The organism is Clostridium sp. D43t1_170807_H7 (assembly GCF_015555905.1).
GTDB lineage: Bacteria > Bacillota > Clostridia > Clostridiales > Clostridiaceae > Clostridium.
Map to the genome: position 1 here is coordinate 70916 of NZ_JADNLK010000010.1, position 15789 is coordinate 86704.

Sequence of the window (15789 nt, forward strand, 5' to 3'; positions counted from 1 at the left end):
GCCCCTTGTCACCTTAATTCATATCTTTTATTATTTTAACTACTAAAGTTTAAACTTCAACAATTATATTTTAAATTCCTCTCTCTTCTCAATAATTGTTAGCTTAACTCTTCCCTTTTTCACCTTATTGTTAGTATTAACATATACCTTTCCTTCTCTATTAGCTAAAAACTTTTTAAAATACTGCTTTTTATTAGTATATAATTTACTAACATCTTTTTCATTGATTTCAACTATAATATCCTTTTCTTTTGGACATTTTTTGTCTAAAGTTTCACAAATCAAGTGACCTTCAACCAATTCCCTAAAAGCTGGATGGAAAGGTCCATCTACTATATCTTTTCCTGTAGTAATAGTATCTGTTGGTTGTAAACCAATTCTAATTACTTTTATTTTGGCTTCATTATATAATTTAAGCATTTCACCTGAAATATATACAGCTTCATCTAGAGAGTATGGTACATAATCCCCTCTATTATACATATCCTCCATAGGTGTATCTTTAATAACTAATGATGGATATATTCTACATATATCTGGCTTCATCTCAATTGATTTTTTAGTAGTTTCTATATCAATTTCAAAACTATCTCCTGGCAATCCAGGCATTATTTGATGACCTAAAGTAAACCCTGCTTCTTTAATAAGCTTAGATGCAACTACTACATCATTAACACTATGTCCTCTACCAGCTTTTCTTAAAACCTCATCATCTAATGATTGAACTCCAAGTTCTATTATATCAACCTTATATTCCTTTAAATATCCTAAGATATAAGGTAATATAGCATCTGGTCTTGTTGATAATCTTATTTTATGTATTAGACCTTTTTGCTTATATTCTCTAGCAACTTCTAATAATTCCTTTTGCTTATTAACATCAATTGCAGTAAATGTACCACCAAAAAATGACACTTCTATAGTAGCACCTTTACTATTTATAGTTTCTAAATATTCATCTATAATTTTTCTAACATCACTAGCAAAAACTTCCTCATACTTTCCTGCTATTCTATCTTGATTACAAAAAACACATTGATGTGGGCATCCTTGATGAGAAATAAAAACAGGAATTATATAATAATTCTTACTCATTCTTATCCTCCAAAACCTTTAATGCTGCTTTTGCTGCATTCTGTTCTGACTCTTTCTTGCTATAACCTTCACCACAAGTCAGTTCATTATTATCAATTATAAGCTTTGTATAAAATTTTCTTCTATGTGGTGGTCCCTCAAACTTAATAAGCTCATAAACTATAGATATTTCTCCATTTTTTTGAAGATATTCCTGCAATCTAGTCTTATAATCTAATATTATATCATTATTTATGGCACGCTTTATTATATCTTCAAATCTAACTATAATATAATCTTTTGTAAACTCTAATCCTTTATCTAAATATATAGCTGCTATTAAAGCTTCTACGGCATCGGCTATTAAAGATATTCTTTCTCTTCCTCCAGTTAATTCTTCACCTTTGCTCATTCTTAATAAGTAACCTAAGTTCAAGGATTTCCCTATTTCATATAAAGAGTTTTCACAAACAATTAAACTACGAATCTTAGTTAATTCCCCTTCACTTTTTTCTTTATAATTTAAAAATAAATACTCAGTAATACATACTTGAAGAATCGCATCTCCTAAAAATTCAAATCTTTCATTATATTCTTCATCTCTATGTTGATTAGCATAAGATGAATGAGTTAAAGCTGTAAGTAATAATTTAGGCTCATTAAACTTAATACCTATTATATCTTCAGCTTCCTTCTGATAGAAATTATTCATTATTTACACTCCTTCAAGTTTATTCTTCAACTTGCTTATATAAACAAATTCAAGAATAAACTATTTCGATTTTTAATAAAAGTACTTTATAAATAAAATCCCGCAAATACTGCGGGATTTTATTTATTCCTCAACATGTGACTTTACAAATTTAACTACATCACCAACAGTTACGAAGCTCTCTGCGTCTTCGTCTGGAATTTCCATATCTAACTCATCTTCTAAAGCCATTATAAGTTCAACTATATCTAAAGAATCTGCATTTAAGTCTTCTAAAAATGCTGAATCCATAGTTATTTCGTCTTCATTAATGCTTAGCTTATCAGCAATGATTTCTCTTATCTTTTCAAACATTCTTTCACCTCCTAAACACACCCATTTAGATAATATTATATATTTTTGTTGTCGTCAATATACATTACTTATATTTGTTATGAAAACGACTAATAAACCAAAAAATTTTCTTTTACTTAATATTTAATAAAATATATTACAACTTATAACTCTTTTAAATTCTAAGCTTTTAGCTCTAATTCTTCCTTAATTTTTTCTAGAACTTTGCTATCATAGAACTGTTTACTTTGTCTTATAGCATTTTTAAAAGCCTTTCCATCAGAACTTCCATGAGCTTTAATACAAATTCCATCAACACCTAAAAAAGGTGCTCCACCATATTCCTTATAATCGAACTTTTTCTTTATACTTTTAAATACAGGCTTCAATAAAAGAGCTCCAACCTTTGCCTTAACACCTGAAGAAAGAATTTCATCTTTTATTATCTTTAAAAGAGTAGATGCTGTTCCTTCATACATTTTTAAAATTGTGTTGCCTGCAAAACCATCACAAACAAGAACATTAGTATCACCTAAAGTAACATCTCTCGGTTCTACATTACCTACGAAATTAAGTCCTTCTTCATTCTTTAGTAGCTGGTATGTATTTTTAGTTAATTCATTACCTTTCTCTTCTTCAGCACCAATATTAACTAATCCAATACTAGGGTTTTCTGCTTTTAATACACCTTTATAATATTCTCTACCCATATGAGCAAATTGCACTAAATACTCAGGTTTACAATCTACATTGGCCCCTGCATCTACAATCATAAATGGTGCATTTTTACCTGGCATGATAGGAGTTAATGCTGGTCTCTTAACACCTTTAATTCTTCCTACAATAAAATTACATCCTGCTAAAAAGGCTCCTGTGCTTCCAGCAGATAAAACAGCATCACACTTTTTTTCCTTAACTAAGTTTAAAGCTTTACATAAACTTGAATCTTTCTTTTTTCGTATAGCCATAACTGGATGCTCATTAGTTGATATAACTTCTTTAGCATCTACTATAGTTATTTTATCACCTGTATAATTTTCTCGTTTTAATTGCTCTTTTATTATATCTTCTGGTCCTGTTATAAAAAACTCTAAATCATTAAATTCATTAAGAGCTTGCACTACACCATTAACAACAGCTTGTGGTGCATTGTCTCCACCCATACCGTCTATAGCAATTCTCATTTCTTTCACCCCTTATTTCTTTATATATAAAGAAAAGAAAGTCATAAGACTTTCTTTTATTCTTCAGTTGAAGCAACTACTTCTTTACCTTTGTAGAATCCACAGTTCTTGCAAACTCTGTGAGCCATCTTCATTTCGTGGCATTGTGGACATTCAACTATTCCTGGTAAGCTTAACTTAAAAGTTTGAGCTCTTCTAGAATCTCTTTTTGCTCTATATGTCTTTCTAGCTGGATTTCCCATTATTACACCTCCTTATTCCCCAAACAACTCTCTAAGCTTTGCAAGCCTAACATCAACATCATAATCTAAACAACTACAATTTTCAACATTTTTATTTTCACCGCATTGAGAACATAGTCCCTTACAGTCTTCCTTGCAAAGTCTTTTGATAGGTAAGGTTGAAATAATACTATTTTCAATAATCTCGGTAATATCTAGTGTATCACCATCTACAAACATAATTTCCTGATCTTCAAGTTCCTTATTGTTTGTAAACCTTTCTTCTATATCAATATCTATTGGATAGATAAAGGTATCTAAGCATCTAGAACAATTTAGCTTTAGCTTTGTTTTTATAGAAGCATTTATTACTATAACATCATTTTCTGATATTGCAACCCCTTCTACAGAAACTTTTTCAATTGCTCTAATTTCTTCTCCTTCGAATTCAAATGGTTCTAACTCGAATGATAAAGATATTTGTTTTTTTCTATTCTTTTTAGATAGCAAATCTGAAAAATTAATTACCATATCTTAAGCTCTGGATATAATCCTCATACCTTCAAGGTACATTATACATTATGTATAGCTTGAGCCAAAGCAATATTTCACTCCTCGCTAAAATTTACTGAATTCAAACACAATTTATTATATAAAGGTCGACATTAAAAGTCAAGCTTTATATACAAATTACTTTTGTATTAATTCTAAAGTATCTCTAGCAATCATTAATTCTTCGTTAGTTGGTATAACAAAAGCTTTAACTTTGCATCCTGGCTTAGATATTTCTCTTATCTTACCTCTAACATTGTTAGCTTCTCTATCTATCTCTACTCCTAAGAATTCTAAACCTTTTAGACACTCTTCTCTAGTTTCTGGTCCATTTTCTCCTACACCTGCAGTAAATACTATAGCATCTACTCCACCCATTATAGCAGCGTATGATCCAATTGTAGCTCTTACTTTGTATTCAAATACTTTAAGTGCTAATATCGCTCTTGGATCTTTATCTTTGAATGCACCATCTTCAATATCTCTGAAATCTGAGCTTATTCCTGATATTCCAAGAACACCTGATTTTTTATTCATTAAATCATTAACTTCATCAGCTGATAATCCTTCTTCTTTCATTAAGAATGTAACTATAGCTGGATCTATGTTACCACATCTTGTTCCCATTGCAACACCTTCAAGTGGAGTGAATCCCATTGAAGTATCAACAGATACACCATTCTTAACAGCACATAAACTTGCACCATTTCCTAAATGACAAGTGATTATTTTTAAATCTTTAATATCTCTTCCCATAACTTCAGCAACTTTTTGTGAAACATACTTATGTGAAGTTCCGTGGAATCCATATTTTCTTACTCCATGCTTCTTGTATAATTCATATGGTAAAGCATAGATATATGCTTCTTCTGGCATAGTTCCATGGAAAGCAGTATCAAATACAGCTACCATTGGTGTATTTGGCATTAATTCTTCGCAAGCATTAATTCCTATTATGTTTGCTGGGTTATGAAGTGGAGCTAATTTAAAGCATTCTTCTATATATGACTTAACCTCTGCATCAATTATAACAGACTTATTGTACTTTTCTCCACCGTGTACAACTCTATGTCCTACTGCTGAAATTTCATCCATTGAAGAAATAACACCGTTTTTCTCATCTACTAAAGCTTCTAAAACTAACTTTATTGCATCTTTATGATCTGCCATAGGTTGTTTTACTATATATTTATCTCTACCTTCAACCTTTTGAGTTAAAACAGAACCTTCAATTCCTATTCTTTCAACTAATCCTTGTGCTAGTGATTCTTCTGTTGTCATATCGATTAATTGATATTTAAGTGAAGAACTTCCACAGTTTATAACTAATACTTTCATCTTTGAACACCTCTTAAATTGTTTAATTTATTTTGCATTTTGAGCTTGTGCTTGCACTGCAGTTAATACTACAACATTAACGATATCTTCTGAGTTACATCCTCTTGATAAATCATTAATTGGCTTAGCAAATCCTTGACACATTGGTCCTATAGCTTCTGCTCCTGCAAATCTTTGAACTAATTTATATCCAATATTACCTGATTGTAAATCTGGGAATATTAATACATTTGCCTTACCAGCAACTTTACTATTTGGTGCTTTTTGAGCTGCAACACTTTCTACTATAGCTGCATCTAATTGTAATTCACCATCGATTAATAAATCTGGTCTTAATTCTTTTGCAAGTTCTGTTGCTTTTCTAACCTTGTCAACCATTTCATGATCAGCACTTCCCATTGTTGAAAATGATAACATCGCAACTCTTGGCTCTACTTTGCAAAGGTTACGTGCTGTATCAGCAGTTGCAATTGCAATAGCTGCTAATTGTTCATAATTTGGATTTGGATTAACAGCACAGTCTGAGAATAATAACATTCCATTTTCTCCATACTTAGATCCTGGTACCATCATGATAAAGAAACTTGATACAACAGATACTCCTGGTGCAGTTTTAATAATTTGTAAACCTGGTCTTAATAAGTCTCCAGTTGTGTGAACAGCACCTGATACCATTCCATCAGCATCATCTAATTTAACCATCATTGTTCCAAAGTATAATGGATCTCTAACGATTTTGTCAGCCTTTTCTAAAGTCATACCTTTATTTTTTCTTGACTCATAAAATGCATTTATATAATCTTGAAGTCTATCTGATTTCTCTGGATTGATTATTTCAACACCAGTTAAATCAACTCCAAGTTCTTTAGCTTTTTCTAATATTTTTTCTTCATTACCAACTAGGATTGGAAAAGCTAATCCTAACTTTTGGATTTTTTCAGTAGCAACAATAGTTCTCTCTTCATCACCTTCAGGTAAAACTATTCTTTGCTTATTTTCCTTAGCCGCATTCCATAATTTATCCATAAGTTCCATGTTTAATTTCCCCTTTCGACTTTGTACGGTCTCATCTTCACTATTACTATACTCCTATGCGTACATATTTTTCAATACCTAAATTGCTCAAAAAATTAATTCTTTATATTATAAATTTTCTGAATTTTACTATATATTTCATCTTATATAATATAAATATTATATAAATTCTTTCACATTTCCTCCTATATGCTATAATATTTTTATATTTCCCAAAAAGGAGTTTAAATATGAATATAACTGGAATAATTACTGAGTATAATCCATTTCACAATGGACACCTTTATCATTTAAGTGAAGCAAAGAAAAATACTAATACTGATGCTATCGTTTGTGTAATGAGTGGTAACTTTGTTCAAAGAGGTGGTCCTGCAATAATTGATAAATGGAAAAGAACTGAAATGGCTTTAAATAACGGAGTAGATTTAATTATCGAACTTCCTACGTACTACGCAGTTTCATCTGCAGAATTTTTCGCAAAAGGTTCTGTATCAATTCTTCATCATCTTGGTGTTGTTAACAACTTATTTTTCGGTTCAGAATGCGGAAATGTAGATAAGTTAACTGCAATTTCTAAGATTTTAGTCAACGAAGATTCAGAATTAAAATCTCTCATAAAAGAGCATTTAGCTAAAGGAGATACATTTGCAAAAGCTCGTGAAAAAAGTTTAATCGAATACTTAAAAGACGAAGAAATAAATAAAATAATAACTTCATCAAACAACATTTTAGGAATTGAATACATAAAGTCTATTCTTAGACTAAATAGCAACATATCTCCTTCTACACTAAAACGAGAAGGATCTAACTATAACGATAAAAAACTCTCTAATTCCTTTTCATCAGCTACAGCAATTAGAGAACTATTAAAAAATAAAAACTCTTTAGAAAACTTAAAAAATTTAATTCCTGAAGAATCTTATAAAATATTTAGTAAATTGCAAGATGAAGACTATCCTCTTGTCTTTGATGAAGATATGTTTAAATTTATAAGATATAAAATCCAAACAAACTGTATAAATTTTAACAATCTTTACGAAATAACAGAAGGATTAGAAAATAAATTAATAAAAGAACTGTATTCATCAAATTCTTATGAGGATTTTATTTTAAAAGTAAAAAGTAAGAGATATACATATAGTAAAATTTCAAGAATTCTAACTCATATATATCTTGGACTTGATTCTAATAATTTTTTAAATATAGATGATCCAAATAATCTTTATGCAAGAGTTCTAGGCTTTAACAAGACAGGTAGAGAAGTTCTTTCATTAATAAAAAGAAACTCTTCTATTCCTCTTATTACTAAAGTGCCACGCTTTACTAATAATCCTTTGCTTAAATTTGATATACAAGCTACAGCTGCTTATTCAATCTTAAATAATAAAATAAATCCAAATAAAGATTATCTTCAAAGTCCAATAATAAAATATTAATAATACTTTATGTATACCGCATATAAATACTATAGATGGGAGGGAATACCATGTATAGTATTATTTTTTTATTGGTAATCATATTTTTTCTACTGTTGCTGCTTTTTAAACTTTTTAACAAAAACCATAATTACTTTATGTGTATTTTAATCACAATGTTTATTTTTGTTTTTGTATATAATCTAGAAAGTTGTATAGATGCCGCATTAATTGGAGTAAGCTTAGTTGTAAAGACCATTGTTCCAACAATTTTTCCATTTTCGGTAATATGCAATCTTTTAATTTCATATGACGGAGTTGGATTATATTCAAAAATATTAGGTCCAATTCTTTGTAAGCCTCTTAAGCTTTCAAAATCGTCTTCATTCCCCATAGTTGCTAGCTTTTTAAGTGGTTATCCTCTCGGTTGTAAATATTGTTGCGATCTTTATTCTTTAGGATACATAGATAGAAATGAATTTGAAAGACTTCTAAATATAGCTAGTAACGCAAGCCCTATGTTCATAATAGGCTCAATTGGAGCCACAATGTTAGGAGATGTAAAATTAGGTTTTATTTTGCTTATAGCTAATTATTTGTCTCCTATCATTGTAGGTATTTTAACAATGAATCGAAGTAAAACAACATCTTCTATGAAGGAACTACCTAAAAATAATACCAATATGAACTTTGGTTCAGCTTTAAAATCAGCTTTAGATAATGGAATTAATACTACATTACAAGTTGGTGCTTTTGTAGTTTTATTCTCTATAATTATAAGCATAATAAAAAACAATGCTTATATAAGCATTGTTTTTTATAATATAGAAGATTTTTTAAATCTTCCTAAATATTCAATTTACGGACTATTCTTAGGTAGTGTTGAATTTACTAATGGTTGTAAACTTATAACCACTTTACCTTTAACACTTCCATTTAAACTAGCTATAATAAGCTTTATTTGTTCTTTTTCTGGTTTATCAGTAATAGCACAAATAAGTTCTTTTGTCTATAAATATGATATTTCTATAGCAAAATATAGCTTTATGAAATTTATCCAAGGAATAATAAGCTTTAGCATAACTTTTATTATAAGTAGCCTCTTTTCACTACAATATACTGCTTATACATTCTCTGCTACTATCGATAATTATAATATTTCAATAATAATTTCATTAGCTTTATCACTTTTACTAATAGGAACTTTAATAATTTCACTTGTGAAAAATTTACATCGTTCTTAATTCAGCTATATTTTCTTTAATTATTGTTCCTGTTTGTGTTAAATTTTCATCTATTTCTTTTGCTACTTTTTCAAAAGACTCTTGCATAGATTTAATTAATTGTTCCTTTTGTTTTTCTATTTCAACATCTAATTGCATTAAAATTTCATTTGAGTATTCTCTAGAACCTATTCTAATAGCTTTAGCATCTCTTTGTGCTAGAGCTATTATTTCACTTGCCCGCATTTTCGCTTCTCTAACAAGATCATGAGTTTCAACATTTTGTTTCATTATTTCGACTGTTTCCTTTTTAACATTATCAAATTCTTTTTGTGCTTCTTGAAGAATTCTATCCTTCTCATTAACAACCCATTGAGCTTTTTTAAACTGATCTGGCAAATAATTAATTATTTGGTCTATCACTTCATTAAACTCTTTCTTATCAATAATTGTTTTTCCTGTTATAGGCATTTTAGGTGAACTTTCCACCATATCTTGCAAATACTCTAATAATTCAATAACATTCAATTCTACCTTTTCCAAAATGTACCTCCCCCAGTTCTATCCCTTAATCTTTCTAATAACATCATCAACTATTTCATCTGGAACTAAACCACTAATACTTCCTCCAAATTTAGCAACTTGCTTAACTGATGAAGAACTTAAAAATGAATTAGCTGCAGACGTAGTCATAAATAAAGTTTCAACATCTGAATCCAATTGCGAATTCATTAATGCCATTTGAAACTCATACTCAAAATCTGATACAGCTCTTAACCCTTTTAATATAACTCTTGCATTATTTTTTTTAGCCAAATCAACTAAAAGCCCATTAAAACTAACAACTTCCACATTATCTAAATGTTTTGTTACTCTTTTTATAAGCTCAACCCTCTCTTCAATAGGAAACAATCCCACCTTATCAACATTGACTAAAACACCAACTATAAGTTTATCAAAAACTTTTGATCCCCTTGTAATAATATCTAAATGACCATTAGTAACAGGATCAAAGCTACCTGGATAAATTGCAACTCTCATAATTTTCTCCCTATGTTATTCTCTAATATATTTATAGTAACAAACAGTTGTGTTACCATATTTTTTACTTCTAAATAATTTAATGTCCCCATACCCTTCATAAATTTCTTCTATTGAATCTATTTTAGTTACTATTATACCATCTTCAGCTAACATATTATTTTCCTTAACAATTTTAATTGCCTCAGGAATCATTTCTCTACAATAAGGTGGATCTATAAAAATAACATCCATTACCTTACCTTTTTTAGCTAAATTTTTAAGAACTTCATATGAATCCATATTTAAAGGAAAACAGAAATCCTCAAACTTTAAATTTTTGATATTTTCTTTTAATAATGGAAATGTTACAGCACTCTTATCAACTAAATATACTTCCTTAGCCCCTCTACTCGCTGCTTCTAACCCCAAACTACCAGTTCCAGCAAATACATCAATTACTACTGCATCTAACAAATAATTTTGTATTGTACTAAACATAGCTTCCTTAACTCTATCTAAAGTAGGTCTAGTTTCCATAGTTGCTGGAGGTATTAATTTGCGTCCTCTTGCTTTTCCTGCTATAATTCTCATTTAATTTCCTCCTTTGTCATTAACATTATAATTCTAACATATAATTAATTTATTAACAATTTTTTTATTATTTTTATAAATGAAACTCACTATTCATTTCATTCATAGGAGTAAGTTCATTTAACCAAATTAAAATTTGGAAATTCACTTAATTGAAACTCACTATTCATTTCATTCATAGGAGTAAGTTCATTTAACCAAATTAAAATTTGGAAATTCACTTAATTGAAACTCACTATTCATTTCATTCATAGGAGTAAGTTCATTTAACCAAATTAAAATTTGGAAATTCACTTAATTGAAACTCACTATTCATTTCATTCATAGGAATAAGTTCATTTAACCAAATTAAAATTTGGAAATTCACTTAATTAAAACAAATATATTTGCTCCAGCGTTCTAAAGAATTTTTTACTTCATTACAAAACTTTACTTTTTCTTCTTCATCTGAATCTAGTAATATTTTTGCTTCACTTTTAGCACATCTTAATATGTTCATATCATCATATATGTTTGCTAAAATAAATTCTTCATCACCACTTTGTCTTCTTCCAAACATTTCACCTGATCCCCTTAATTTTAAATCCTCTTCAGATATATAAAATCCATCAGTTGAACTAGTCATAATCTCCATTCTCTTTTTAGTATTTTCAGTTTTCGCCTTTGCAATTAATATACAGTAAGATTCATAACTTCCTCTTCCAACTCTACCTCTTAATTGATGTAATTGTGCTAAGCCAAATCTTTCTGCATTTTCAATTATCATAACAGATGCATTAGGAACATTAACTCCAACTTCTATTACTGTAGTTGAAATTATAGCCTTTGTTTCATTTTTCTTAAATCTATTTATAATTTCATCTTTTTCCTTTGGTTTCATTTTTCCATGTAAAATTTCTATAGGTATTCCTCTAAATACGCCATCACTTAATTCATTATATAGTTTTTCAACAGAATTTAGCTTCATATCTTCATCTTCTTCAATAAGTGGACATACTATATAAACTTGACGCCCCTTATCAATTTCCTCTAAAGCCAAATCATAAGCAGAAAATCTTTCACTTTCATTAAAGAATCTTGTATCTACAGGCTTTCTTCCTGGAGGTAATTGATCTATAGCTGATATATCTAAGTCTGAATATACATACAATGCTAAAGTTCTTGGTATTGGAGTTGCCGTCATTACCATAACATCAGGACGTCTTCCTTTATTTATAAGTCTACTTCTTTGCTCTACACCAAACCTATGTTGCTCATCAGTTATAACCAATCCCAAATTCTTAAAATCTACATCCTCTTGAATTAAAGCATGAGTTCCTATTACTATCACAGGTTCCTCTGTAGTAATAAGCTCCTTTATGCGTCTCTTTTCCTTTAAAGAAGTGCTCCCTGTTAATAACTCAATATGTATATCAAAAGGTTCTAATAACTTTTTAGCCTCTAAATAATGTTGATTTGCTAATATTTCAGTTGGCACCATTAAAGTTGCTTGATATCCATTTTTAATAACATTAAACATAGCAATTAGTGCAACTACTGTTTTTCCGCTTCCAACATCACCTTGAACTAATCTATTCATTGGCCATGGACTTTTTTGATCTCTTAAAATTTCCCTTACCACCCTTGTTTGTGCATCCGTTAAACTATATGGCAATGCAGCCTTTAAGTCCTTTAATTCTTCTACTAACTTAAATTCAATTCCATTCTTAGCCCTTAAATTCTTCTTAAGCATTAATAACTTCATTGAATATGTAAATAACTCTTGAAACTTTAATCTATTTATAGCTAATTCAAGCTCTCTTTTCCCTGTAGGAAAATGAATATTTTTTATAGCAAAATCTAAATTAGTCATTTTGTATTTCTCTAATAAATATTGTGGCAAATTATCTTTTATAGTTATTTGTTCCAAACAACTGCCTATAAGCTTTATTAATATTTTATCTGTTAAATCACCCTTTAAACTATATTTAGGTACTATTTCATTTTCCTTAGCTAATTTAACCCCCACTATTGGATTAATAACTTCAAGCCTATTGGTAACTCTTTTAAATTTCCCCATTAAATCATAGCTTTGCCCAATTTTAAATGTATTTTTTATAAACCCTTGATTAAACCATTTACCTAGTACTAAATTTCCTAAATAATTAAATTTTATAGTAGTTAATGTTTTTCCTGTTTTAGTTCTAACATCTCTATCTATTCCTACACATACACAAGTTAATACTTGTTTATCCTCTTCATCTATTTCATTAAAAGGAATATTACTTCTTAAAAACTCATAATCCCTAGGAAAATATAAAAGCAAATCTAAAACAGTAAATATTCCACATCTATTTAACTTTTCTAATAATTTAGGTCCAACACCCTTTAGATATTTTACATCTTGTGATATATCCATTTTACTTCTCCTACTCTTTAAATAATAAATATAATTTTATAATATTACATAAAAAAATAAAGCACAAGAAATTAACCTTCCTTGTGCTCTTAAAAACAATTATTCTACAGCCATTATAAAGTAGTATAAAGGTTGATCTCCTTTGTAGAATTGTACATCACACTCTTCATACTTTTCTTCTAATTTTTCTGTAAACTCTTCTATTTTACTTTCATCTACGTCTTTACCATAGAATATAGTTATAAGTTCACTATCTTCATCGATCATAGACTCTAAAACTTCTTCTGCTACTTTGAAGTAATCCTCTCCAACCTTATTGATTTTTCCTTCAATAAGACCAAGCATATTACCTTCTTTAATTTCTATTCCATCCATTTCAGTATCTCTAACTGCATAAGTTACAGAGCCTGTCTTAACAAGTTCTAATGCTTCCATTAAAGCAGCTTCATTTTCATCAACTTCATGTTCTGCATTAAACATAGTTATACAAGTAATACCTTGTGGAATACTCTTAGTTGGTATAACTCTAACATCTTTATCAGATATTTCTGCTGCTTGAGTAGCTGCCATAATTATGTTCTTATTATTAGGTAAAATGAATATGTGATCAGCATTTAATTTAGATATACATTCCATCATATCTTGAGTTGATGGATTCATTGTTTGACCACCTTCAATTACGTAATCAACACCTAAATCCTTAAGAACATGAGTTATTCCTTCTCCCATAGCTACTGAAATAAATGCATATTTCTTCTTTTCCATAGCTACTTCAGTTTCAACCTCTTCAGGATTAGTTTTAGCATACTCTTCTTTTGACATTAGAACTTCTCTATGTTCTTCTCTCATATTATCTATTTTAATTTTAGATAATTCACCTACAGCTACCGCTTTAGATAATACTAATCCCGGATCATTAGTATGAATATGTACTTTTATTACATCATCATACCCAACAACAATCATAGAGTCACCAAGAGATTCGATTTCATCTTGGAATGCTTTAGCTTTAGAAGCATCTCCTAATATTATAAATTCTGTACAGTATCCAAATTTAATATCTATATCTTCTATAGCTTCAGCGCTTGCTCCTGCTGAACCTTTAGCAGATATATCTTTTATCTCTGCTTTTATTCCATCTTTTAATGCATCATACATTCCTTGTAATATGATATATAATCCCATACCACCTGAATCTACAACCTTAGCCTTTTTAAGTGCTGGTAAAAGATCTGGAGTTTTATCTAACATTACCTTTGCTTCAACTACTATTTCACCTAAAAGTTCTACTATATCAGTTTTATTACTTTTTACAGCCCCTTCTGAAGCAGCTCTGATAACTGAAAGTATAGTACCTTCCGTTGGTTTCATTACCGCTTTGTAAGCTGCCTTGCTTCCTTCTACAAAAGCATTGGCAAATTCTAAACTATCAACACTTGTTTTTCCTTCTAATCCTTTAGAAATACCTCTAAGTATTTGAGATAAGATAACACCTGAGTTACCTCTTGCTCCCATTAAAGCACCTTTTGCTAATTTCTTTGAAGTTTCTCCAATTGATTCTGAATTTAAATTTTCTATTTCTTTTACAGCTGCCTTAAAAGTCATAGACATATTAGTTCCCGTGTCACCATCTGGTACAGGAAAAACATTTAACGCGTTAACGAAATCACTTTCCTCCAATAATCTATTGCTAGCATTAACAACCATATTGTAAAAATCATGGCCGTTTATTCTGTCATATCTCATCCTGTTACCTCCTAGACTCTTACCGCTTGAACATTAACTGTAACTGAAGCAACCTTTAGTCCAGTATAATTTTCAACACTATAACGCACCTTTTGAATTATATTATTAGCTATTACAGAAATTTTAGTTCCGTATTCAACCATTATTGATAATTCTATTATTAATTTATCTTCATCATTAAATTTTAATTTAACACCTTTACTTAAATTCTCAATTCTCATTAGCTCCCATAGGCCTTCAGTAGCATTTTTAGAAACCATACCAACAACACCATAGCATTCCATTGTTGATAATCCTACTATCTTTCCTAATACTTCTTCAGAGTAATGTATACTTCCAAGGTCATTTGAATATCCTACCATAGAAAATCCTCCTTTTTATCTTTCCATATAGATTATTGTATATTAGTTGCTATATTAATTCAAGTAAATTTATCCTATTCCTTCGCCATTTAACAACATAATATAAAATTTTTTAATATTTTTTTGAAATAGCCTTGCATTTTTTATATAACCTATGTTAAAATCTATTTTGTCCTATTGAAGAGAAATTATCTTCAAACATAAGGAGGTGTTTTCAAGTGGCAAGAAGATGCGAAGTTTGTAATAAAGGTGTAGTATCTGGAACTCAATACTCACACTCACATCGTCAATCTAAGAGAACTTGGGCTCCTAACATAAAGAGAGTAAAGGCTTTAGTTAACGGAACACCAAAAACTGTTCACGTTTGTACAAGATGCCTTAGATCTGGTAAGGTTGAAAGAGCAATATAAGTTCAAATAGAAAAAGCAATTGATTGATTCAATTGCTTTTTTTATTATTAAAATTTAATAATGTATAAATAAAAGGCATACTATCCTTAATAGCTTCTGCTACTTTTCTCCTATGTACTTATTTTTTTCTAGTAAAAAACTTAATTATAGATGATAAAAACTTTGGTAATTT

At 29.5% G+C, this 15789-nt stretch carries 17 protein-coding genes; 3 read left to right on the forward strand and 14 right to left on the reverse strand.

Going from position 1 to position 15789, the window contains the following annotated elements; genetic code table 11:
- Positions 1-63: 63 nt before the first annotated feature.
- The 8 genes from I2E98_RS08180 to pta all read right to left on the reverse strand — a co-directional run bounded on the left by I2E98_RS08180 (position 64) and on the right by pta (position 6449).
- Positions 64-1095, reverse strand: a complete 1032-nt coding sequence (locus I2E98_RS08180; protein WP_195468455.1) for a radical SAM protein — start codon at positions 1093-1095, stop codon at positions 64-66.
- Positions 1088-1786 carry a ribonuclease III gene (gene rnc, locus I2E98_RS08185; RefSeq protein ID WP_195468456.1) on the reverse strand — a complete coding sequence of 233 codons (699 nt, stop codon included), beginning with the start codon at positions 1784-1786 and terminating at the stop codon, positions 1088-1090. Before rnc ends, I2E98_RS08180 begins: the two co-directional genes overlap by 8 nt.
- Before the next feature lie 123 nt (positions 1787-1909).
- Positions 1910-2140: an acyl carrier protein gene (gene acpP, locus I2E98_RS08190; protein WP_195468457.1), complete on the reverse strand. Its 231-nt coding sequence runs from the start codon at positions 2138-2140 to the stop codon at positions 1910-1912.
- 161 nt (positions 2141-2301) lie between these two features.
- Positions 2302-3303, reverse strand: coding sequence for a phosphate acyltransferase PlsX (gene plsX, locus I2E98_RS08195; protein ID WP_195468458.1), 1002 nt, complete (start codon positions 3301-3303; stop codon positions 2302-2304).
- Between the two features lie 56 nt (positions 3304-3359).
- Entirely contained in the window at positions 3360-3545 is a 186-nt protein-coding gene (gene rpmF, locus I2E98_RS08200) for a 50S ribosomal protein L32 (protein WP_005213472.1), read from the reverse strand.
- Positions 3546-3557: 12 nt separating this feature from the next.
- Complete coding sequence (locus I2E98_RS08205; protein ID WP_195468459.1) at positions 3558-4055, reverse strand: DUF177 domain-containing protein; 498 nt, start codon at positions 4053-4055, stop codon at positions 3558-3560.
- 159 nt (positions 4056-4214) lie between these two features.
- Positions 4215-5414: an acetate kinase gene (locus I2E98_RS08210; RefSeq protein WP_195468460.1), complete on the reverse strand. Its 1200-nt coding sequence runs from the start codon at positions 5412-5414 to the stop codon at positions 4215-4217.
- A gap of 27 nt (positions 5415-5441) precedes the next feature.
- The gene (pta, locus tag I2E98_RS08215) at positions 5442-6449 is read right to left on the reverse strand and encodes a phosphate acetyltransferase (protein WP_195468461.1); all 1008 of its coding nucleotides are present in this window, start codon (positions 6447-6449) and stop codon (positions 5442-5444) included.
- Positions 6450-6679: 230 nt separating this feature from the next.
- Here pta and I2E98_RS08220 point away from each other — a divergent pair, with 230 nt between their 5' ends.
- Both I2E98_RS08220 and ylbJ read left to right on the forward strand, forming a co-directional pair.
- Positions 6680-7885, forward strand: coding sequence for a nucleotidyltransferase (locus I2E98_RS08220; RefSeq protein ID WP_195468462.1), 1206 nt, complete (start codon positions 6680-6682; stop codon positions 7883-7885).
- A 50-nt stretch (positions 7886-7935) separates the two neighbouring features.
- Positions 7936-9108: a sporulation integral membrane protein YlbJ gene (gene ylbJ / locus I2E98_RS08225; RefSeq protein ID WP_195468463.1), complete on the forward strand. Its 1173-nt coding sequence runs from the start codon at positions 7936-7938 to the stop codon at positions 9106-9108.
- Here the strand turns inward: ylbJ and I2E98_RS08230 are convergent.
- The 6 genes from I2E98_RS08230 to I2E98_RS08255 form a co-directional block, all read right to left on the reverse strand.
- On the reverse strand, positions 9094-9630 hold the full coding sequence (locus I2E98_RS08230; protein WP_195468464.1) for an ATPase: 537 nt from the start codon (positions 9628-9630) through the stop codon (positions 9094-9096). The genes ylbJ and I2E98_RS08230 overlap by 15 nt on opposite strands.
- Before the next feature lie 18 nt (positions 9631-9648).
- Positions 9649-10128 carry a pantetheine-phosphate adenylyltransferase gene (coaD, locus tag I2E98_RS08235; protein WP_195468465.1) on the reverse strand — a complete coding sequence of 160 codons (480 nt, stop codon included), beginning with the start codon at positions 10126-10128 and terminating at the stop codon, positions 9649-9651.
- A gap of 15 nt (positions 10129-10143) precedes the next feature.
- Complete coding sequence (gene rsmD, locus I2E98_RS08240; protein WP_195468466.1) at positions 10144-10701, reverse strand: 16S rRNA (guanine(966)-N(2))-methyltransferase RsmD; 558 nt, start codon at positions 10699-10701, stop codon at positions 10144-10146.
- A 367-nt stretch (positions 10702-11068) separates the two neighbouring features.
- Positions 11069-13099: an ATP-dependent DNA helicase RecG gene (gene recG, locus I2E98_RS08245; protein WP_195468467.1), complete on the reverse strand. Its 2031-nt coding sequence runs from the start codon at positions 13097-13099 to the stop codon at positions 11069-11071.
- A gap of 99 nt (positions 13100-13198) precedes the next feature.
- A complete protein-coding gene (locus tag I2E98_RS08250; protein ID WP_195468468.1) occupies positions 13199-14845 on the reverse strand; it encodes a DAK2 domain-containing protein in 1647 nt (548 codons plus the stop codon).
- Between the two features lie 11 nt (positions 14846-14856).
- Positions 14857-15207, reverse strand: coding sequence for an Asp23/Gls24 family envelope stress response protein (locus I2E98_RS08255; protein ID WP_195468469.1), 351 nt, complete (start codon positions 15205-15207; stop codon positions 14857-14859).
- 218 nt (positions 15208-15425) lie between these two features.
- Between I2E98_RS08255 and rpmB the strand changes: the two genes are divergently transcribed.
- Positions 15426-15617 (forward strand): 50S ribosomal protein L28, encoded by a 192-nt coding sequence (gene rpmB / locus I2E98_RS08260; protein WP_005213497.1) that lies wholly within the window; start codon positions 15426-15428, stop codon positions 15615-15617.
- Positions 15618-15789 lie beyond the last annotated feature (172 nt).